This window comes from Pseudomonas sp. KNUC1026, assembly GCF_021650705.1.
GTDB lineage: Bacteria > Pseudomonadota > Gammaproteobacteria > Pseudomonadales > Pseudomonadaceae > Aquipseudomonas.
Map to the genome: position 1 here is coordinate 5,120,754 of NZ_CP087138.1, position 21,260 is coordinate 5,142,013.

Below are 21,260 nucleotides of genomic sequence, written 5' to 3' on the forward strand. Positions count from 1 at the left end.
GGGTGTGCAAGGCACCCTGTGCGTGGTCAAAATCAAGCCTGGTCTATCGTAGACAGAGCGCTCACCCGCTGGAAGCCGACACTGCCCCATGATCGAGCTGGATATCCTCACCGACGCCGAACGCGAAGCACTCAGTGAAGTGCTGCTGGCCCCTGGCCCGACAGCTGGGCGCGTGCTGGTGGTCGACGACGACCGCGACTCCCGTGAGCTGCTGGCCGAAATTCTGGCCCTGCACGGCATCAGTTGCCTGGTGGCCGACAGTGCGCAAAGCGCTTTCGACCTGCTGATGAGCAATCGCTCGATAGGGTTGCTGGTGACTGACTTGCGCATGGGGCCCGATGACGGCCTGAGCTTGATCCGCCAGGTCCGCGCGTCAGAGCGCGCGGCGTTGCCGATCATCATCGTCTCGGGCAATGCCGGGGTGCGGGACGCCATCGAAGCCATGCACCTGAGCGTGGTGGACTTTCTGCTCAAGCCCATCGACGTGGCCGAGCTGCTGACGCTGGTGCGGCGGGAGCTGAACCTGAATTGACCGGGGCGGCCTTGGCCGCCCCGTTTTCCCTCAACCGCGTTGCGCGGCCTTGAACTGCCGGCGCCGGCGGTGCAGCACCGGCTCCGTGTAGCCATTGGGCTGGCGCGCACCTTCGAGCACCAGCTCCAGTGCAGCTTCGAAGGCAATGTTGTCGTCGAAGTCGGGCGCCATCGGCCGGTACAGCGGGTCGCCTGCGTTCTGCCGGTCGACGACCGGTGCCATACGTTTGAAGCTGTGGACTACGTCCTGCTCGGTCGTTACCCCATGGCGCAGCCAGTTGGCCAGCAACTGGCTCGAGATACGCAACGTGGCGCGGTCTTCCATCAGCGCGACATCGTGGATGTCGGGCACCTTCGAACAGCCCACGCCCTGGTCGATCCAGCGCACCACGTAGCCCAGGATGCTCTGCGCGTTGTTGTCCAGCTCCTCCTGAATCGCCTGCTCCGACCAGCCCAGGTCGTTGGCCAGCGGAATGTGCAGGATGTCGTCCAGCGAGGCCCGTGGCCGGCCTGCGATCTCGGCCTGGCGTGCCTGCACGTCGACCTGGTGATAATGCAGAGCATGCAGCGTGGCAGCAGTAGGCGAGGGCACCCGAGCGGTATTGGCGCCAGCCTGTGGATGGCCGACCTTCTGCTTGAGCATTTCGGCCATCAGATCAGGCATGGCCCACATGCCTTTGCCTATCTGCGCCCGGCCCTTCAGGCCGGCAGCCAGGCCCAGGTCGACGTTCTGGTTTTCGTAAGCGGCGATCCACGGCTCGGCCTTCATGGCCGCCTTGCGTACCATCGGGCCGGCTTCCATGGAGGTGTGGATCTCGTCGCCGGTGCGGTCGAGAAAACCCGTATTGATGAACACCACACGCTCGCGGGCTTCATGGATGCAGGCCTTGAGGTTCACCGTGGTACGCCGCTCCTCGTCCATGATGCCCACTTTCAAGGTATTGGCTGGCAGCCCGAGCACCTGCTCGATGCGGCCGAACAGCTCGACGGTGAAGGCCACTTCTTCGGGGCCGTGCATCTTCGGCTTGACGATGTACACCGAGCCGCTGCGGCTGTTGCGCAGCGCGCCCTGGCCCTGGAGGTCGTGAATCGCGGCCAGGGCGGTGAACAGGCCGTCGAGAATGCCTTCGGGCACTTCGTTGCCATGAGCATCGAGCACTGCGTCGTTGGTCATCAGGTGGCCAACGTTGCGCACGAACAGCAGCGAGCGGCCATGCAGCGTCAGCTCGCCGCCAGCGGCGGCCTGGTAATGGCGGTCAGGGCTGAGCGTGCGTGTGAAGGTGCTGCCCTGCTTGCTGACGGTTTCGGCGAGGTCGCCTTTCATCAACCCCAGCCAGTTGCGGTACACCAGCACTTTGTCTTCTGCGTCGACCGCGGCGACCGAATCTTCGCAGTCCATGATGGTGGTGACCGCTGACTCCAGCGCCACATCCTTGATGTGAGCGGCGTCGGTCTTGCCGATCGGGTGGCTGGCGTCGAACTGGATCTCGAAATGCAGGCCGTGGTTGCGCAACAGCAATGCGGTCGGCTGATTGGCATCACCTTGGAAGCCGATCAGCTGTGCCGGCTGCTTGAGGGCGCTGCGTTGGCCACTCTTGAGCGTTACCTGCAAGGCACCGTGTTCGACGGCATAGGCCTGGGCATCACTGTGGCTGCCGCTGGCGAGCGGGGCCGCCTGGTCGAGGAACTGGCGGGCGAAGGCGATGACCTTCTCGCCGCGAGCGGGGTTGTAACCCTGGCCTTTTTCCGCGCCACCGGCTTCGCTGATGGCATCGGTACCGTAGAGCGCGTCGTACAGCGAGCCCCAGCGGGCGTTGGCGGCGTTGAGAGCGAAGCGTGCGTTGCTCACCGGCACCACCAACTGCGGGCCGGCAATCTCGGCGATTTCCTGATCCACGTTGGCGGTGCTGGCGCTGAAGTCGGCAGGTTCCGGCACCAGGTAGCCGATGCGCTGCAGGAAGGCTTTGTAAGTGGCCGGGTCATGGGCCTGGCCGGCGCGCTCCTGGTGCCAACGGTCGATCTGCGCCTGCAGGTCGTCGCGCTTGGCCAGCAGATACGCGATTTTTCGGGGCAAGGTCGTTGATCAGGCGCTCGGCGCCTACCCAGAAGGCCTCGGTATTCACGCCGGTGCCGGGGATGGCTTCCCGGTCGACGAAATCGAACAGAGCCTTGGCGACCTTCAGGCCGCCGACGGATACGTAGTTGGTCATCGCTTGCCTCACTCTTGCGCGCAGGGCGCGTTCTTGTCGGTTTTCGTCGGTTATGTAGTGCAGGGTTTTCGATACTACATGAGCGCCGCGCAGGAAGAAAATCAGACTAATGGGTCACATCCGAAGGCATCGCAGCCATCGCTGAGCGGCCATTGCCCGCTGACTATACTCAAGGCCTCTGACGGAGGAACGACTGTGGATCATCTGGTATTGACGGTATTGGCCGCCGACAAGGCGGGGCAAGTGGAGCGTGTGGCGCAATGCATCGCCGAGCACAACGGCAACTGGCTGGAGAGCCGCATGGCGCGGATGGCCGGGCAATTCGCCGGCATCCTGCGGGTGGCCGTGCCACCGGAGCGTTACGACGAACTGATCGTCGCACTTCAAGGCCTGGATACTCATCGGCATCCGGGTGCTTGTGGCCGAAAGCGGCGTACAACCCGGAGGTGAATGGCGCCCGGTGACCCTGGAGCTGACCGGCAATGACCGCGCCGGTATCGTGCGCGACATCACCCGCGTACTGGCAGCGGCGGGAGTGAACCTTGAAAAGTTATCCACCGACGTGCAGCCCGCACCCATGAGCGGCGAGCCGCTGTTCAGTGCACAGGCTCAACTCGCCGTGCCGCTGAGCATGACGCTGGATGAGTTGCAGGCCCGCCTGGAGGGGCTTGCCGACGAGCTGATGGTGGACCTGGCCCTGCGCAGCGATCCGTGAATTGGCTTATTCATCAAAAACTTGCATGAGGCTGTGGATAAGCTGGGGGCCTACGGCTGTAGCCCTAGTGCGCCGTGGCCTGCAGAGAGTTGGCGAAAAAACGAGCAATTTCGGCAGCTTGTACACACTGGAAGTGGACGGGGTTGTGGATAAGCTTGGGAAGCAATGCTGCAGGCCACGTCAGCCGTGACCTGCAGAGATTTGGTCGCTTTTTGATCAGCTTTTTCGGCGTAAAGCTATCCACACATCGAAGCTATACACAGCCAAACCGGCCCAGATGAAGGCGAATGCCGTGAGGGTGGATGTGGACAAGTGCTCGCCATACAGCCCAACTGCAAGGGCGAGCACCAAGGTGGGCGCCACGTATTGGAGAAAGCCCAGCGTCGCATACGGCAGATGGCGTGCGGCAGCGTTGAAGCACAACAGCGGTACCAGCGTTACCGGGCCTGCGGCGATCAGCCAGAGCGCCTGGGGCGTGTTCCAGAAGCTGGCCTGGGTGGTCATGGCGGTGCCGCTGTTGAACAGCATCCAGCCCAGGGCCACCGGCAGCAGCAGCCAGGTTTCCACCGCCAGGCCCGGCAGCGCTTGCACCGGCGCCTTCTTGCGGATCAGCCCGTAGAAACCGAAGGTCAGCGCCAGTGCCAGCGACACCCAGGGCAGGCTGCCCACCTGCCACACCTGCTGCGCCACCCCGGCCACTGCCAGCGCGACCGCCGCCCATTGCAACGGGCGCAGGCGCTCGCGCAGGATCAGCAGCCCCAGCAGCACGTTGATCAAGGGGTTGATGTAGTACCCCAGGCTCGCTTCGAGCATCCGCCCGTTGTTCACCGCCCAGACGTAGATCAGCCAGTTCACCGCCGATCAGGCTGCCGCTGCCGGCCAGCACCGCCAGGCGCGCCGGGTTCTCGCGCAGCGAGCGCCACCAGCCGGGTGTTTCCAGATCAGCAGGGCCAATGCCGCGAACAGCGCCGACCAGATCACCCGGGCGAGGATGATCTCCAGCGCCGGAATGCTCTGCAGGGTTTTGAAGTAGATGGGGAAAAGGCCCCAGGTGACGTAGGCAATCAGGCCCAAGAGGTACCCACGGCGCGGATTGGCGGCGTGCATCGGTGTTTCCTTGTTGGCAGAGTCGAATCAGAAAAGCGTCAGCGGTGCTTCGGCAAGGGCGGAGAGTTGTTCGCGCATGGCCAGCACCTGGTCGCCCCAGTAGCGCTCGTTGCCGAACCAGGGAAAGCTCGGCGGGAACGCCGGGTCATCCCAGCGCCGTGCCAGCCAGGCGCTGTAATGAAGCTGGCGCAGCGCGCGCAGCGGCTCGATCAGGGCCAGCTCGCGCGGGTCGAAGTCGTGGAATTCCTGGTAACCGTCGACCAGCTCGGCCAGTTGCCCCAGGCGCTCGTGCCGCTCCCCGGCGAGCATCATCCACAAATCTTGCACGGCGGGGCCGGTGCGGCAGTCGTCGAGGTCGACCACGTGGTACACCTCGTCACGGCACATCAGGTTGCCGGGGTGGCAGTCGCCGTGCAGGCGGATGCCGGTGTGGGGCGTTGCGGCCCAGCGTTCGCGCACCACTTCGAGCAGGTCGCGTGCCACTGACTCCCATGCCGAGCGCACCCCTTGAGCGACGAAGCCGCCCTCGATGAGGGTCGCGATCGACTGCTCGCCGAAGTTATGCACAGCCAGGTGTTCACGGTGCTCGAAGGGGCGGGTGGCGCCTACCGCATGCAAGCGGCCGAGCAGTTGGCCGAGGCGGTAGAGCTGGTCGAGGTTGCCCGGCTCCGGCGCGCGGCCGCCTCGGCGTTCGAACAAGGCAAAGCGAAAGCCGCCGTGCTCGAACAGGCTGCGGCCCTCCAGCTGCAACGGCGCGACCACAGGCACTTCGTGCTCGGCAAGCTCGGCACTGAAGGCGTGTTCTTCAAGGATGGCTTCATCGCTCCAGCGCCCTGGCCGGTAGAACTTGGCGATCAAGGGCTGGGCCTCTTCGATGCCCACCTGATAGACGCGGTTCTCGTAGCTGTTGAGCGCCAGCACCCGCGCATCGCTCAGATAGCCCACGCTCTCCACGGCATCCAGTACCAGGTCCGGGGTGAGAGTGTCGAAGGGGTGGGCCATGTACATCAACTCCTCGAGGCGGGCCGGGGCGGCCAAGCGCCCAATGGTAGCTCAGGCCGGCCCGGTGCCGCAGGTTTTCAGGCGCCGATGACCCCGCCGTCGTCGCGGGTGATGGCCATTACCGAAGAGCGCGGGGTGCCGCCCGGCAAATGCTCGGGGAAGGTCGACACACCGCTCTCGCCAGGGTGCTGGATGCCCACGAACAGGGTTTTGTGATCGGGTGAGAAGGCGATGCCGGTCACCTCGCAGCCCACCGGGCCGACCATGAAGCGGCGGATCTCGCCACTGGCGGGGTCGGCGGCGAGCATCTGGTTGTTGCCCATGCCGGCGAAGTCACCGGCGTTGGACATGTCGCCATCGGTGAGGATCCACAGCCGCCCGCCGTCATCGAACGCTAGGCCGTCGGGGCTGTTGAAGAGGTTTTGCGCGGTGATGTTCGGCGAGCCCCGGCCCGGCCCTTCGGTGTGGGCGACCGGGTTGCCCGCCACAGCGAACAGGTCCCACTCGAAAGTGTCGGCGGCGTGATCATTGCCGAGCTGCCGCCAGCGCAGGATCTGCCCGTAGACGTTCTTGGCACGCGGGTTGGGGCCGCCCACCGGCTGGCCGTCATCGCCACGCTTGATGTTGTTGGTGAGGGTGCAATAGACCTGCCCGTCACGCGGGCTGATGACGATCCACTCCGGGCGGTCCATGCGCGTGGCCTTGAGCAAGGTCGCGGCCTGGCGCGCGTGGATCAGCACCTGGGCCTGGCTTTCGAAACCGGCGGCGGCGTCCAGGCCGTGCTTGCCGTGGCTGAGCTCCACCCACCGGCCACGCCCGCGCGGATGCTCGGCGCTGCCGTCGCCTTCGTCGAAGCGGGCGACGTAGAGGGTGCCGTGGTCGAGCAGGTCACGGTTGGCCTTGGGGTTGTCCGGGGTGATCCGGTCGCGGCTGATGAAGCGGTAGATGAATTCGCCGCGCTCGTCGTCGCCCATGTACACCACGGCACGGCCATCGGCCGTCTGGCCTACGGCAGCGTTCTCGTGCTTGAAGCGGCCCAGCGCGGTGCGCTTGACCGGTGTGGATTTCGGGTCGAACGGGTCGATCTCCACGACCCAGCCGTGGCGGTTCAGCTCGTTGGGGTTCTTTGCCAGGTCGAAACGCGGATCATGCGGGTGCCAGTTCACTTCCTTGCTGGCGGCACTGACGCCGTAGCGCTTCTGCGCCGTGTTCATGGCCTGATTGGGGTCACTGCAGCCGAAGCAGTCGGTGAAGTTTTCCTCACACGTGAGGTAAGTGCCCCACGGGGTCTTGCCGTTGGCGCAGTTCTGGAAGGTGCCCAGCACCTGGGTGCCGCTGGGGTCGGCGGCGGTCTTGAGCAGCGCATCGCCCGCTGCCGGGCCGCTGAAGCGCAGCGGGCTGTTGCCGTGGATGCGGCGGTTGTAGGGCGAGCCCTGCACGAACTGCCACTGGCCCTGCTGGCGCCGCACCTCGATCACCGACACGCCTTCGCTGGCCAATGCCTTGCGTACGTCTTCGGCCGACTGCGGCGCGCCGCCGTGGCTGAACAGCAGTTTGTAGTTGGTGTATTCGTTGTTGATGGCCATCAGCGCGCGGTCTGGCTCGCCCGGAAAGGGGAACAGGCTCATGCCGTCGTTGTTGTCGCCGAACTGCACCTCTTGCTCGGCCGCGCTGTTACCCCCTTTGGCGTCGAACGCCGGGCCACCGGCCTGCAGCGGCTGGCCCCAACTGATCAAGGGGCGTGCTTTGTAGCCAGGTGGCAGGGCAATGTCGTCGGCAGTCGAAGCCGCGATGCCGGTAAAGCCAAGCAGTGGGCTGGCGGCCGAGACGCTTTGCGCCAGCACGCTACGGCTGAGCAGGCCGCCGCCGAGAACAGCGCGGCGCCGCGCAGCGCGCCTGCTCCGAGAAAGTGGCGGCGGGCGAGGCCCTGGGTGAGGGTTTGCAGATCGGTGGGCTGGTCGTCGTGGAGAAGGGTCACGGTGAAAGGCTCCCTGCGGGTTTTTGCGCCACGGTCAGGAGGGGATGTGACAGGGTTCTTTCCTTACATATCCCGCAACACATTAGTACGGGCTGATGGAGCTAATGCCTAAGGATTGTCGGATTCGCTTTCCCTGGCTTTGCCTCAGCAACCAGTCAGCCGCCATGCCGTAAAGCCCCCACCCGCGTCGTCGCCCGGCAAGCCGGCCTCCCACCAAAGGTTCGGCGGTGCAGCTCAGCGAGTGGGAGTGCATCGCCCGGCAAGCCGGCCTCCCACCAAAGGTTCGGCGGTGCAGCTCAGCGAGTGGGAGTGCATCGCCCGGCAAGCCGGCCTCCCACCGAAGGTTCGGCGGTGCAGCTCAGCGAGTGGGAGTACATCGCCCGGCAAGCCGGCCTCCCACCGAGTGATCTGCGCCCCTGAAGTTGGACACACCAACCAACTCCAGGGAGCTCCACATGCAGAAGTACGCCCATCAGTTCAAGCTATCCGCTATCCAGGCCTTCCTCGAGCGCGGCTTCGGCTTTCGCTTCATCGCCGAGCAATTCGGCATGGACCCTTCACTGCTTCGCCGTTGGGTCGAAGCTTATCGCCTGCACGGCGAAGCCAGCCTCGAACCACGTGGCAAGGATCACACCCCCCAGTTCAAACTTTCCGTGCTCCAGCACATGTGGCGGGAGAAACTGTCACTGCGCCGCACCGCTGCGGTTTTCAACCTGGTCTGTTCCACTCAGATAGGCAGCTGGGAGCAGCAGTATTACAGTGGCGGACTTCCAGCCTTGGTTACACGAAAGATAGGAAAGCCTCCCGCCATGCCAAAGAAACCCGCCAAGTCGAAAGTCGCCACGCCCCTGACCGAAGAACAGCGCGCCTACAAGAATTTGCTGGCAGAAGTCGAATTCCTTCGCATGGAGAACGCCTACCTAAAAAAGCTCAAGGAGCTTCGCGAGGAGAAAGCGAGGCTACGAGAACTCGAGCAGAAAAAACCCGGATAGTCAGCGAGCTGCGCTCACAGTTTCCGCTGGATAACCTGCTCAGCCTGATTGGCTTGTCGCGCAGCACTTACTATTACCAGCTCAAGGCAATGGCTGCCCCGGACAAGCATGCCCCGCTGAAAGCACTGATCCAGAGCATTCAGACGCAGCATAAAGGTCGATACGGTTATCGGTGGATAGAGGCTGCGCTGGGCAATGAGGGGCATGTCGTCAACGGCAAGCGAGTACGCAGATTGATGGCCGAGTTGGGCCTGAAGTGCACAGTTCGCCCCAAGCGCTACAAGTCTTTCCGAGGGGAGCCTGGGCGCATTGCAGAGAACATTCTGGAAAGGCAGTTCGACACGGATCGACCCAACTGCAAATGGGTCACGGACGTCACCGAGTTCAAGGTCAACGGCGAGCGGCTTTACCTTTCGCCGGTACTGGACTTGTTCAATGGAGAGATCGTGGCTTACCAGGTCGATACTTCGCCGCATTACGCGCTGGTCGGGCGGATGCTGGACAAGGCCCTGGCGAAGTTACCCGAAGGCATTTGCCCGTTGATGCACTCGGATCAGGGATGGCAGTACCAGTACTACCGTTATCGCCATCGACTGGCGGAACGCGGGCTGACGCAGAGCATGTCACGCCGGGGCAACTGCCTGGATAACGCGGCGATGGAAAGTTTCTTCGGCACGTTGAAATCGGAGATGTATTATCGACAGCGTTTCACCAGTACGGCAGAACTGGCGGCTGCGATCGATGAGTACATCCATTACTACAACCACGATCGCATCAAGATGAAACTGGGTGGCCTGAGCCCTGTGGCGTACAGGACTCAGGTGGCAATGGCCTAGCAGAATGGTGTCCAACAAAAGGGGCGCAGATCAGAGGTTCGGCGGCGCAACCCAGAGCGAGTGGGAGGGCGGCTCGCCGCGCGACGTGCTTTACATCGGCGTACCAATCAACACTGAACCCGCCTCGAAACTAGCCGCAACCGGTGCCCGGCACGGAGCCTCAACTCAGCCACCCGAGCGGGCTCCGATAACACGCACAGGACCTGCCCATTGGGCAGGCCCACCCGAACCTCGGTCGGGCCGTCGGCATCTTCGATCACAGACTGCACCTGGCCCTCCAGCGTATTGACCTCCGGCGCTGCCAAGCCCCCTACGGCGTTCAGCTGTAACCAGCCTGCCTTGATCAACGCCACCACCGTAGCCCCTTCGGCCAGCCCCAGCCGCACCGTGCTCTCATGGGTCACCGTCGCCACCAGCGACAGCCCGCCGCCCAAGTCCAGCGTCAGGTGGTCGTTGCGCCCTTGCCCCTGAATGCCGGCGATGCGCCGCGCAACTGGTTGCGGGCGCTGGTGTGCAGCATCAACTGGTTGAGCACCTCCAGGTCGCCTTCTTCTTCCACGGCCTCCAGCACCTGGGCCTGCATCGCCATGAGCTTGCGGTACAGGCGAAGCAACCGCTCCCCCTCTGCCGACAGCCTGGCGCCGCCACCACCCTTGCCGCCGACGCTGCGCGCCACCAAAGGCTGGGCGGTGAGGTTGTTGAGCTCATCGATAGCGTCCCAGGCCGCCTTGTAACTCAGGCCGGCAGCCTTGGCGGCGCGGGTGATCGAGCCTTGTTCGGCGATGTGCTGCAACAGCGCAAGGCGCTGAGGGCGGTGGTGCAGGTAATGGGCGATGACGTTGGGCATATGAAGGCGGGCCATGAGTTTTGCGCAAGGTGCTGCACCGCCGCGCACACGTCAAGCCGGCCGTGGCGTGCGCGCAGCGCAATACACATCCACCCGCGCTGCACCGGCCTCTCGGAGCAGGTACGCAAGCGCCCGGGCGGTGGCGCCGGTGGTCATCACGTCATCTACCAGCGCCAGGTGCATGCCTTCTACCTGGGCGCCTGGCGCCAGGGCAAAGGCCGTCTGAAGGTTTGCCTGCCGCGCCACGAAATTCAGGTCCTGCTGCGCCTGGGTATGGCGAGGGCGCAGCACCCAGTCGGGGTTGGGTGGGTATGCGCAATGGGCTGCTCAGCCATTGCACCAGCAAGCCGGCCTGGTTGAAGCCGCGCTGGCGCAGGCGCTTGCGTGAGAGCGGCACCGGCAACAGCAGGTCGGGGCGCGCCAGGCCTTCATCGAAGCGGTGGCGCAGGTGCCGCGTCATGACATCCGCCAGCAGCCGGCCCAGTGGCCACTGCCGTTGGTGCTTGAAGCGGCTGGCCAACGCATCGACGGGAAACCCATAGGCCAACGGCGCCTCTACCCGGGTGAAGGGCGGCGGGCTGAACAGGCATTCGTGGCACAGGGCGCCCGGCATCGGCAGTGCGCAGAGGGCACAACCGGGGGCGAGCCAGGGTAATTCGAGCTCACAGGCTTCGCACAGGGGCAAGCCGGGGAGGGCGGGCTCATCGCATAGCAAACACGTTTGATTAAATATTGAGCAGATGTAAACCCTGAGTTTTTCAGCAAGTTGACAGCGCATGGTCTTTCCCTGACGATTGCTTATCCGTGTAACGCCTGTGGCTATTCCCTGCCCGGCGTCCCCCGCCCCAGCATAATCAAAGGACCCCTGCATGAGCGCGAGCACCCAGGCCCAACTGCGTCACGATTGGACGCTGGCCGAAGTCAAGGCACTGTTCACCCAGCCCTTCAACGACCTGCTGTTCCAGGCCCAGGCCGTGCATCGCGCGCATTTCGATGCCAACCGTGTGCAGGTCTCCACGCTGCTTTCGATCAAAACCGGCGCCTGCCCGGAAGATTGCAAATATTGTCCGCAGTCGGGCCACTACAACACCGGCCTTGAAAAAGAAAAGCTGATGGAAGTGCAAAAGGTGTTGGAAGAAGCTGCCCGCGCAAAGGCCATCGGCTCCACCCGCTTCTGCATGGGCGCTGCCTGGAAGCACCCTTCGGCCAAGGACATGCCTTACGTGCTGCAGATGGTGCGTGGCGTGAAGGCCATGGGCCTGGAAACCTGCATGACCCTCGGCCGCCTCGACCAGGAGCAAACCGCCTCGCTGGCCGAAGCGGGCCTGGACTACTACAACCACAACCTCGACACCTCGCCCGAGTTCTACGGCAGCATCATCACCACCCGCACCTACAGCGAGCGCCTGCAAACCCTGGCCTATGTGCGCGACGCCGGTATGAAGATCTGCTCCGGCGGCATCCTCGGCATGGGCGAGTCGCTCGATGACCGTGCAGGCTTGCTGATCCAGCTGGCCAACCTGCCAGAGCACCCGGAATCGGTGCCGATCAACATGCTGGTGAAGGTGGCCGGCACGCCGCTGGAAAACGCAGAGGACATCGACCCGTTCGACTTCATCCGCATGCTGGCGGTGGCGCGCATCCTGATGCCGCAATCCCACGTGCGCTTGTCTGCCGGCCGCGAGCAGATGAACGAGCAGATGCAGGCCCTGGCCTTCCTGGCCGGCGCCAACTCGATCTTCTACGGCGAAAAACTGCTGACCACCGGCAACCCGCAGGCGGATAAGGACATGCAGCTGTTCGCACGCCTGGGCATCAAGCCCGAAGCCCGCGAAGAGCATGCCGATGAAGTGCACCAGGCCGCTATCGAGCAGGCGCTGGTGGAGCAGAAGAGCAGCGAGCTGTTCTACGACGCCGCCTCGGCATAATCGGCGATGGGTTTTGACCTCAAGGCGCGCCTGGCCGAACGCCAGGCCGCCAGCCTGTACCGCCAGCGCCCGCTGCTGCAGAGCCCGCAAGGGCCGCAGGTCACCGTCGACGGCCAGCCGCTGTTGGCGTTTTCCAGCAATGACTACCTGGGCCTTGCCAACCACCCCGATGTGATCGCCGCCTGGCGTGCCGGCGCCGAGCGCTGGGGCGTGGGCGGTGGTGCGTCGCACCTGGTGATCGGCCACAGCGGCCCACACCATGAGCTGGAGCTGGCGCTTGCCGACCTCACCGGCCGGCCCCGCGCATTGCTGTTCACCACAGGCTACATGGCTAATCTCGGTGCTATCACCGCGCTGGTGGGGCAGGGCGACACCGTGTTGCAAGACCGCCTCAACCACGCGTCGTTGCTCGACGGAGGGCTGCTCAGCGGCGCGCGCTTCTCACGCTACCTGCACAACGACGCCCAGAGCCTGGCCAGCCGCCTGGCCAAGGCCCAAGGCAACACGCTGGTGGTGACCGACGGGGTGTTCAGCATGGATGGCGATGTCGCCGACCTGCCGGCCCTGGCGCGCACCGCGCAAGCCCAGGGCGCCTGGCTGATGGTCGATGATGCCCATGGCTTCGGCACGCTGGGCCGCCACGGTGGCGGTGTGGCCGAACACCTTGGCCTGGGGATCGATGAGTTGCCGGTGCTGGTGGGCACGCTGGGCAAGGCTTTTGGCACCGCTGGCGCCTTCGTTGCTGGCAGCGAAGATCTGATCGAAACCCTGATCCAGTTCGCCCGCCCCTACATCTACACCACCAGCCAGCCGCCGGCGCTCGCCTGTGCCACGCTCAAAAGCCTGCAATTGCTGCGCGATGAGCACTGGCGACGTGAGCACCTGGCAGCACTGATCGCGCAATTTCGCGCAGGCGCGCAGCGCATCGGCCTGCAACTGCTCGACAGCCCGACGCCCATCCAGCCGATCCTGCTGGGCGATGCGCCCCGAGCACTGCGCTTGTCCCAATGGCTGCGCGAGCGCGGGGTGATGGTCGGCGCGATTCGCCCGCCCACTGTGCCGGCCGGCAGCGCGCGCTTGCGGGTGACGCTGACTGCCGCGCACACCGCCGAGCAGGTGGACCACCTGCTTGCGCTGCTTGCCGAAGGCTATGCCCTGCTGGAGCCGGCCGATGCGTGAGGCGCTTTATCTGTTGCCAGGCTGGGGCCTGGCACCTGAGCTGCTCAAACCGTTGGCCGAGGCGCTGCATTCGCGCTGGGACGTGAAGCTGCTGGCGTTGCCGGAGCGCGGCAGTGCCGAGCTTTGCCTGGATGCACTGGACCGCCAGATACCCGCCCACGCCTGGCTGGCCGGCTGGTCCTTGGGTGGCATGCTGGCGGTGGCCCTCGCTGCTCGGCGCGGCGCGGCGTGCCCGGGGTGATCAGCCTGGCCGCCAACGCTTGTTTCGTCGCCCATGATGACTGGCCGGAGGCGATGCCGGTGGCGACCTTCGACGCCTTCCTCGCCGGCTGCGAGGCTGACTCCCGCGCCACGCTCAAGCGCTTTGCGCTGTTCTGCGCCCAAGGCAGCGGGCAGGCGCGAGGGCTTGCCCGCCAGCTGCAGGCCGCGCCGGGTGCGCTGAGCCCTGCGCTGCTGCGGGTGTTGGGCGAGCTGGACACCCGTCAGGCGCTGGGCGCTTTCGATGGGCCGCAACTGCACCTGTTCGCCGAGCAGGATGGCCTGGTGCCGCAAGCCGTTGCTGGGCGCGTACTGTGCAGCCAAGTGCTGGCAGGGGCTTGCCACGCCTTCCCGGTCGAGTCGCCCGGCCTGGTCGCCCAGGCCATGCTGGCGCTGCGGGGGCGGGCCGATGCTTGATTACGTGCTTCCGGACAAACGACAGGTCGCCGCGTCCTTTTCCCGCGCGGCGGCCAGCTATGACAGCGTCGCGCAGCTGCAGCGCGATGTGGGCGGCCAATTGCTGAGCGAGTTGCCAGCAACCTTGCAGCCACGGCGCTGGGTCGACCTGGGCAGTGGCACCGGCCATTTCAGCCGGGCGCTTGCGGCGCGTTATCCACAGGCCCATGGATTGGCGGTGGACATTGCCCAAGGCATGCTGCAGCACGCCCGCGGCCTGGGCGGCGCCACTCATTACCTGGCAGGTGATGCCGAGTGCCTGCCGCTGGCTGCCGAATGCACCGATCTGGTGTTCACCAGCCTGGCAGTGCAGTGGTGCGACGATTTCGCCGCCGTGCTCGATGAAGCGCACCGGGTGCTGCGCCCGGGCGGCGTGTTTGCTTTCACCAGCCTCTGCGCCGGCACCCTTGCCGAACTCAGTGCCAGTTGGCGCGAGGTAGATGGCGACGTGCATGTGAACCGCTTCCGCACCGAGGCCGCCTACCGAACGCTCTGCGCGGCCAGCCCGCTGCGGGCCGAGCACCTGGCGGTGGAGCCGGTGGTGTTGCATTACCCCGATGTGCGCAGCCTCACCCACGAACTCAAGGCGCTGGGCGCGCACAACCTCAACCCCGGCCGCCCGGCGGGTTGACCGGCCGCGCTCGCATCGCTGCGCTGCTTGCTGCCTACGAGCGCCACCGAACGCCGGCCGGGTTGCCTGCCACCTGGCAGGTGATCCGCGGCGTACTGCGCAAACCCGCTTGAAGGAGAGGCCGATGGCCCGTTATTTCATCGCCGGCACCGACACCGAGATCGGCAAGACCACCATCGCCGCCGGGCTGCTGCACGCTGCAGCCAGAGCCGGCTTCACCACCTTGGGCGCCAAGCCAGTGGCCTCTGGCTGTGAGCGCACCGCCGAGGGTTTGCGCAACGAGGACGCGCTGGCCCTGCTCGGCCAAAGCAGCCTGCAGCTGCCCTACGCAGCGGTTAACCCTTATGCCTTCGAGCCCGCCATCGCACCGCATCTGGCGGCGCAGGAAGCCGGTGTGGCGTTGACCGTTCAAGCCTTGGCGCAACCGATGCGGGAGGTGCTGGCTCATCAGGCGGGGTTCGCGCTGATCGAAGGCGCTGGCGGCTGGCGGGTGCCACTGGCCGGTGGCGAATACCTTTCCGGCCTTGCCGTGGCGCTGGAGTTGCCGGTGATTCTGGTGGTCGGCGTGCGCCTGGGCTGCATCAATCACGCGCTGCTGACCGCCGAGGCGATTGCCGCTGACGGGCTGGTGCTGGCCGGATGGGTGGCCAATGTGGTCGATGCGCAGACCTCGCGGCTGGAGGAGAACCTCGCCACGCTCAGCGAGCGGTTACTCGCCCCTTGCCTGGGCCGCGTGCCGAGGTTGCCGGCGGCCACGCCCGACCAGGTGGCCGCCTATCTGGACCTGAGCAAGCTCGAGCGGCATTGCCGCCTAACGGCGCTGGCAGAGCGGCGGGCGCCGCGCTAAAGTCGTGGCAACTTGCCAAGCCACCTGAGGGTGTCGCTATGATCATTGCCTCCAACAGCCTTTACAGCACCGGCCTGAGCGCTATTCAGGCAGGGCTCTCGCAGGCCAACGGTGCCGCGCGTGAAATCGCAAGCCAGGCCACCGATTACCAGGATGAGCGCCTGCGCGGCGTCGACCGCAGCAAACCGGACATCGCTATGTCGATGGTCAACCTTGTGCAGGCCCAGCGGCAGGTGCAGGCCGGCGCCAAGGTCGAGAGAGCGTCCGACGAAGCATTGGGCCGGCTGATCGATACCTGGGCCTGAGCCTTTCATCGGTTTTAACATGACACCTGGCATTACATTTCCGCCTCCGCCGCGCTAGCCCGCAGCGGGGCGGCTCTGCTTTGGGCGCCGGAAATTCATCACCTGCGATGGCGGTTTCGGCCTCTTGCAATCTCTCCGCTGGAAACGTATGTTTCAAACAACTGTTTGACCCGCCAAGTAAGGGTCGCCCTACCGTGAATTCGCCAGCCGAGGTTTGCCATGCCCGAGTACAAAGCCCCCTTGCGTGACATTCGTTTCGTTCGCGACGAATTGCTCGGCTACCCAGCGCACTACCAGAGCCTCCCAGGCTGCGACGGTGCCGATGCCGACACCGTGAATGCCGTGATCGAAGAAGGCGCCAAGTTCTGCGAGCAGGTGCTGTCGCCGTTGAACCGCGTGGGCGACACCGAAGGCTGCCGCTGGAGCGAAACCGGCGTCACCACCCCCACTGGCTTCAAAGAGGCTTACAAGCAATTCGTCGACGGCGGCTGGCCGAGCCTGGCCCATGACGTCGAGCACGGCGGCCAGGGCCTGCCCGAGTCGCTGGGCCTGGTGCTGAGCGAACTGGTCGGCAGTGCCAACTGGGCGTGGGGCATGTACCCCGGCTTGTCTCATGGCGCGATGAACACCCTGTCGGCGCACGGCACCGACGAGCAGAAGCACACCTACCTCACTCGCCTGGTCACCGGCGAATGGACCGGCACCATGTGCCTCACCGAGCCGCACTGCGGCACCGACCTGGGCATGCTGCGCACCAAGGCAGAACCCCAGGCCGACGGCAGCTACAAGATCACCGGCACCAAGATCTTCATCTCCGCCGGCGACCATGACCTGGCCGAGAACATCGTCCACATCGTGCTTGCCCGCCTGCCCGACGCGCCTGCCGGCACCAAAGGCATCTCGCTGTTCATCGTCCCCAAGTTCCTGCCGTCTGCCGAAGGCGGCGTGGGCGAGCGCAACGCTGTGACCTGCGGTTCGCTCGAGCACAAGATGGGCATCCACGGCAACGCCACCTGCGTGATGAACTTCGACGGCGCCAGCGGTTTCCTGATCGGCCCGGCGAACAAAGGCCTGAACTGCATGTTCACCTTCATGAACACCGCGCGCCTGGGTACTGCGATCCAGGGCCTGGCGCACGCCGAAGTCGGCTTTCAAGGCGGCCTGAAGTACGCCCGCGAACGCCTGCAGATGCGCTCGCTCACCGGCCCCAAGGCACCGGACAAATCCGCCGACCCGATCATCGTGCACCCCGATGTGCGCCGCATGCTGCTGACCATGAAGGCGTTCGCCGAAGGTTCGCGTGCGATGGTCTACTTCACCGCCAAGCTGGTGGACGTGCTCAAGTACAGCGAAGACGAAAGCGCCAAAGTGGCCGCTGACGAACTGCTGGCCTTCATGACCCCCATCGCCAAGGCCTTCATGACCGAAGTGGGCTTCGAGTCGGCCAACCACGGCCTGCAGATCTACGGCGGCCACGGCTACATCGCCGAGTGGGGCATGGAGCAGAACGTGCGCGATGCCCGCATCGCCATGCTCTATGAAGGCACTACCGGTATCCAGGCGCTCGACCTGCTGGGCCGTAAGGTGCTGATGACCCAGGGCGCTTCGCTCAAGAGCTTCACCAAGTTGGTGCACAGGTTCTGCCAGGCGCATGAAGGCAACGCTGCCATTGCCGAGTTCGTCGCGCCGTTGGCGCAGCTGAACAAGGAGTGGGGCGAGGTGACGATGAAGATCGGCATGGGCGCCATGAAAGATCGCGAGGAAGTCGGCGCCGCGTCGGTGGACTACGTGATGTATTCCGGCTATGCGTGCCTTGCCTACTTCTGGGCCGACATGGCCCGCGTCGCAGCCGAGAAAGTCGCCAGCGGCGAGGGCGACACCGCCTTCTACCAGGCCAAGCTCGATACCGCGCGGTTCTACTACCAGCGCATCCTGCCACGTACCCGCGGGCTGGTCGCTACCATGCTGTCGGGCGCAGGCAACCTGATGGCGATGAGCGAAGAGTCTTTCAGCCTGGGCATCTGAGCCTGCGAGCCTCACCGAATGCCGCGCCTTCAGGCGCGGTTTTTCTTCGGGAAAAATAAATGCCTGTTCGATCAAAAGCCTGACGCCAAAATTTCATCCAGCACTTCATCTTTTTCCAGACACGGCCGATACGAATGCAGGCACAATGATATTGGCCTGCTGCGTACGCGAGCATCAGGCCCCGACGCCGGACTGGAGCAAAGCCCTTGCTGCAACTCAAAGCCTATCGGATCAGCCACTTCCTGCCGTCGCTGGCGCTGCTGGCAGCCGGGCTGGGCGCGGCCTACGTGCGCGACCTCAACGTGTTCTTCACCTCGCTGTTCAATGTGCTGCCCACCCTGGTGGTGCTGTTGGGCGGCGCCTATTGCGCGGTCTACCAAACGCCAGCGTGAACTGTTTCTGATGGTCACGGTGTACACCGTGTACTTTTTGCTCGACACCCAGACCGACTATTACCGCGATAACGGCCGGGTGCGCGACGACGCGGCGGTCGTCTTCCACCTGTGCTGCCTGCTGCTGCCGATCCTCTACACCCTCTACGGTTTCTGGGAGGAACGCACCCACCTGGGCCAGGACCTGCTGGCGCGCCTGGCGGTCATGCTGGCGCTGGGCGGGGTGGCGTTCGGCTTCGAGCAAAGTTTTCCACCAGGCCCTGCTGGCGTGGCTGGCCGACATCCGCTGGCCTAGCCTGCACTGGCCCTGGATGAACCTGATCCAGATGAGCTACCCAGTGTTCTTCATCGGCCTGGGCGTGCTGGTCGCGCTCTACCTGCGCAAGCCGCGGCCGTTGCATGCGGCGTTGATCATCGGCTTGGTGGGCCTGTTCTGGATGCTGCCCAAGACTTTCATCTGCCGTTCACGCTGAACATCATGTGCAGCCAGGTGATGCTGATGCTCGCCGCTGCCGTGGCACACGAGGCGTACCAGATGGCGTTTCGCGACGAGCTCACCGGCCTGCCTGGCCGGCGCGCGCTCAACGAGCGCTTGCAGCGGCTGCGGGCGCGACTACGTGCTGGCCATGGCCGACGTGGACCGTTCAAGAAATTCAACGACACCCACGGCCATGACGTCGGCGACCAGGTATTGCGACTGGTGGCCAGCAAGCTGGGCAAGGTCGGTGGCGGTGGCCGTGCGTACCGCTACGGCGGTGAGGAGTTCGCGGTGGTGTTCGCCGGCAAGACGCTCGAAGAGTGCATGCCGCATCTGGAAGTGATCCGCGGGGTGATCGAGGCGTATGTGATTCACCTGCGCGAAGCCGACCGCCCGCAAAACGACCAGCAGGGCCGGCAACGCCGTGGCGGCTCGGCAGCGACCAGCGTGTCGGTGACGGTCGGCGTCGGTGTCGCCGAGCGCCAGCCGGAGCAGCGTACTCCAGAAGAGGTGATGAAGGCCGCTGACCAGGCGCTGTATGCCGCCAAGGGCGCCGGCCGCAACTGCCTGATGGCCGCAGGCAACCAGCGCCGCGGTGCTGTACGCACCGGCGGTGCCGCGTGACCTCTTGGAACTTACTGGTCACGCCTTGACGCTACGTCTCTGAAACGTGCCTGGGCTACACTGGCCGCACCTGTTTCCTGCCTATCTTGCGAGGTCCCCATGGCCGACTACGAAGCCCCTGCGCGACATGCGTTTCGTCATGAACGAGGTGCTCGAATTGCCCGCGCTCTGGGCGCAACTGCCGGCGCTGGCGGAAGCCGCCGATGCCGAGACTGTCGCGGCGGTGCTGGAGGAGGCTGGCAAGGTTGCCGGGCAGAGCATCGCGCCGCTGAGCCGCGCTGCAGATGAAGAAGGCTGCCACTGGCACGAGACTGCCGTCAGCACGCCAAAGGCTTCATTCAGGCCTATGGCACTTACGCCGAAGGCGGTTGGGTGGGCGTGGGTGGCGACCCTGAGTACGGTGGCATGGGCATGCCCAAGGCCGTCTCCGCGCAGGTCGAGGAGATGGTCAATGCCGCAAGCCTCTCCTTCGGCCTGTACCCCATGCTGACCGCTGGCGCATGCCTGGCGATCAACGCCCACGGCAATGACGAACTCAAGCGAACCTACCTGCCCAACATGTACGCAGGCACCTGGGCGGGCTCCATGTGCCTGACCGAGCCGCATGCCGGCACCGACCTGGGGATCATCCGCACCCGCGCCGTCCCCGCAGCTGATGGCAGCTATGAGGTGACCGGTACCAAGATCTTCATCACCGGTGGTGAGCATGACCTCACCGAAAACATCATCCACCTGGTGCTCGCCAAGCTGCCTGATGCGCCGGCCGGGCCCAAGGGTATTTCGCTGTTGCTGGTGCCCAAGTTCATGGTCAATGCCGATGGCAGCCTGGGTGCGCGCAACGGCGTGAGCTGCCGGCTCGATCGAGCACAAGATGGGCATTCAGGCCTCTGCCACCTGCGTAATGAACTTCGATTCAGCCATCGGCTACCTGGTGGGCGAGGCCAACAAGGGCCTGGCAGCCATGTTCACCATGATGAACTACGAGCGCCTGGGCGTCGGCGTTCAAGGCCTGGCCTCGGGTGAGCGCTCCTACCAGAACGCCATCGAATACGCTCGCGAGCGCCTGCAAAGCCGTTCGCCACGCCGGTGCCCAGGCGCCGGCCAAAGTGGCCGACCCGATCATCGTGCACCCCGATGTGCGGCGCATGCTGCTGACCATGAAAGCCTTCAATGAAGGCGGCCGGGCGTTTCCACCTACGTGGCCATGCAACTGGACATCGCCAAGTACGCCGAAGATGCCGCCCAACGCATCGCCGCCGAGGAGCTCGTCGCGCTGCTGACGCCGGTGGCCAAGGCCTTCCTCGACGGACCTGGGCCTGGAAACCACCGTGCACGGCCAGCAGGTGTTCGGCGGCCACGGGTACATCCGTGAATGGGGCCAGGAGCAACTGGTGCGTGACGTGCGCATCACTCGGATCTACGAAGGCACCAACGGCATCCAGGCGCTGGACCTGATGGGGCGCAAGGTCGTGGCCAACGGCGGCGCTTACTACCGGCGCTTCTCATCTGAAGTCAGGGCGTTCATCGAAGCCAACGAGAGCGAATTCAGCACCCCTTGAAGGCTGCGCTGGACAACCTCGACAGCCTCACGGCTTGGGTATTGGACAGCGCCAAGGCCAACCCCGAGGAAATCGGTGCCGCTTCGGTCGAGTACCTTCAGGTGTTCAGCTACACCGCCTACGCCTGGCTCTGGGCGCGCATGGCGCTGGCTGCGGAGCGGGGCACGGGTGATGACGATTTCTATGCCGGCAAACTGGGCACGGCGCGCTTTATTTCGCCCGCCTGTTGCCGCGCGTTCATTCGCTCACCGCCTCGGTCAAGGCCGGCAGCGAGTCGCTCTACCTGCTGGGCGAGGCGCAGTTCTGACCCTGTAAGCCATGGCTTACTTCACGCGGCGGTGTTCGCCCAATAGGCGCCGC

Annotated in this window: 12 protein-coding genes and 10 pseudogenes; 16 read left to right on the forward strand and 6 right to left on the reverse strand. The window is 64.9% G+C overall.

Features of this window, described 5'->3' with window-relative positions:
* Nucleotides 1-88: 88 nt before the first annotated feature.
* The gene (locus LN139_RS24070; RefSeq protein WP_236357600.1) at nucleotides 89-532 is read left to right on the forward strand and encodes a response regulator; all 444 of its coding nucleotides are present in this window, start codon (nucleotides 89-91) and stop codon (nucleotides 530-532) included.
* A gap of 30 nt (nucleotides 533-562) precedes the next feature.
* Here the strand turns inward: LN139_RS24070 and LN139_RS24075 are convergent.
* Nucleotides 563-2,741 (reverse strand): annotated as a pseudogene (locus LN139_RS24075) (malate synthase G).
* Nucleotides 2,742-2,936: 195 nt separating this feature from the next.
* Between LN139_RS24075 and LN139_RS24080 the strand changes: the two are divergent.
* A pseudogene (locus tag LN139_RS24080) lies at nucleotides 2,937-3,456 on the forward strand (glycine cleavage system protein R).
* 216 nt (nucleotides 3,457-3,672) lie between these two features.
* On the opposite strand, the pseudogene rarD reads toward LN139_RS24080, so the two are convergent.
* The 3 genes and pseudogenes from rarD to LN139_RS24095 form a co-directional block, all read right to left on the reverse strand.
* A pseudogene (rarD, locus tag LN139_RS24085) lies at nucleotides 3,673-4,563 on the reverse strand (EamA family transporter RarD).
* A 27-nt stretch (nucleotides 4,564-4,590) separates the two neighbouring features.
* Nucleotides 4,591-5,565, reverse strand: a complete 975-nt coding sequence (locus tag LN139_RS24090; protein ID WP_236357601.1) for a serine/threonine protein kinase — start codon at nucleotides 5,563-5,565, stop codon at nucleotides 4,591-4,593.
* 77 nt (nucleotides 5,566-5,642) lie between these two features.
* Nucleotides 5,643-7,543 (reverse strand): annotated as a pseudogene (locus LN139_RS24095) (PhoX family protein).
* A 455-nt stretch (nucleotides 7,544-7,998) separates the two neighbouring features.
* Here LN139_RS24095 and LN139_RS24100 point away from each other — a divergent pair.
* Nucleotides 7,999-8,286 (forward strand): annotated as a pseudogene (locus LN139_RS24100) (transposase); the annotation flags it as partial.
* Nucleotides 8,211-9,371, forward strand: a complete 1,161-nt coding sequence (locus LN139_RS24105) for an IS3 family transposase (protein WP_236357603.1) — start codon at nucleotides 8,211-8,213, stop codon at nucleotides 9,369-9,371. The pseudogene LN139_RS24100 and the gene LN139_RS24105, both read left to right, overlap by 76 nt.
* Nucleotides 9,372-9,461: 90 nt before the next feature.
* On the opposite strand, the pseudogene LN139_RS24110 reads toward LN139_RS24105, so the two are convergent.
* Both LN139_RS24110 and LN139_RS24115 read right to left on the reverse strand, forming a co-directional pair.
* Nucleotides 9,462-10,233, reverse strand: a pseudogene (locus tag LN139_RS24110) (TOBE domain-containing protein).
* A gap of 36 nt (nucleotides 10,234-10,269) precedes the next feature.
* Nucleotides 10,270-10,996 (reverse strand): annotated as a pseudogene (locus LN139_RS24115) (ComF family protein).
* Nucleotides 10,997-11,087: 91 nt separating this feature from the next.
* On the opposite strand from LN139_RS24115, the gene bioB reads away from it, so the two are divergent.
* The 12 genes and pseudogenes from bioB (at nucleotide 11,088) to LN139_RS24175 (ending at nucleotide 21,207) form a co-directional block, all read left to right on the forward strand.
* Nucleotides 11,088-12,146: a biotin synthase BioB gene (gene bioB / locus LN139_RS24120; protein WP_236357605.1), complete on the forward strand. Its 1,059-nt coding sequence runs from the start codon at nucleotides 11,088-11,090 to the stop codon at nucleotides 12,144-12,146.
* A 6-nt stretch (nucleotides 12,147-12,152) separates the two neighbouring features.
* The gene (gene bioF, locus LN139_RS24125; protein WP_236357607.1) at nucleotides 12,153-13,325 is read left to right on the forward strand and encodes an 8-amino-7-oxononanoate synthase; all 1,173 of its coding nucleotides are present in this window, start codon (nucleotides 12,153-12,155) and stop codon (nucleotides 13,323-13,325) included.
* Nucleotides 13,318-14,000 (forward strand): annotated as a pseudogene (locus tag LN139_RS24130) (alpha/beta fold hydrolase). The gene bioF and the pseudogene LN139_RS24130 overlap by 8 nt, the downstream one beginning before the upstream one ends.
* Nucleotides 13,993-14,783, forward strand: a pseudogene (bioC, locus tag LN139_RS24135) (malonyl-ACP O-methyltransferase BioC). The pseudogenes LN139_RS24130 and bioC overlap by 8 nt, the downstream one beginning before the upstream one ends.
* 11 nt (nucleotides 14,784-14,794) lie before the next feature.
* Nucleotides 14,795-15,517, forward strand: a complete 723-nt coding sequence (gene bioD / locus LN139_RS24140) for a dethiobiotin synthase (protein ID WP_236357609.1) — start codon at nucleotides 14,795-14,797, stop codon at nucleotides 15,515-15,517.
* Nucleotides 15,518-15,555: 38 nt separating this feature from the next.
* Complete coding sequence (locus tag LN139_RS24145) at nucleotides 15,556-15,822, forward strand: pyrroloquinoline quinone biosynthesis protein PqqE (protein WP_236357611.1); 267 nt, start codon at nucleotides 15,556-15,558, stop codon at nucleotides 15,820-15,822.
* Between the two features lie 219 nt (nucleotides 15,823-16,041).
* Nucleotides 16,042-17,847, forward strand: coding sequence for a phenylacyl-CoA dehydrogenase (locus tag LN139_RS24150; RefSeq protein WP_236357614.1), 1,806 nt, complete (start codon nucleotides 16,042-16,044; stop codon nucleotides 17,845-17,847).
* A gap of 206 nt (nucleotides 17,848-18,053) precedes the next feature.
* Nucleotides 18,054-18,239 (forward strand): hypothetical protein, encoded by a 186-nt coding sequence (locus tag LN139_RS24155; protein ID WP_236357616.1) that lies wholly within the window; start codon nucleotides 18,054-18,056, stop codon nucleotides 18,237-18,239.
* Nucleotides 18,240-18,249: 10 nt separating this feature from the next.
* Nucleotides 18,250-18,534: a hypothetical protein gene (locus LN139_RS24160; protein WP_236357618.1), complete on the forward strand. Its 285-nt coding sequence runs from the start codon at nucleotides 18,250-18,252 to the stop codon at nucleotides 18,532-18,534.
* A gap of 16 nt (nucleotides 18,535-18,550) precedes the next feature.
* The gene (locus tag LN139_RS24165; RefSeq protein ID WP_236357621.1) at nucleotides 18,551-18,712 is read left to right on the forward strand and encodes a hypothetical protein; all 162 of its coding nucleotides are present in this window, start codon (nucleotides 18,551-18,553) and stop codon (nucleotides 18,710-18,712) included.
* 26 nt (nucleotides 18,713-18,738) lie between these two features.
* Nucleotides 18,739-19,341 (forward strand): GGDEF domain-containing protein, encoded by a 603-nt coding sequence (locus tag LN139_RS24170; protein WP_236357624.1) that lies wholly within the window; start codon nucleotides 18,739-18,741, stop codon nucleotides 19,339-19,341.
* 99 nt (nucleotides 19,342-19,440) lie between these two features.
* Nucleotides 19,441-21,207, forward strand: a pseudogene (locus LN139_RS24175) (acyl-CoA dehydrogenase C-terminal domain-containing protein).
* Nucleotides 21,208-21,260 lie beyond the last annotated feature (53 nt).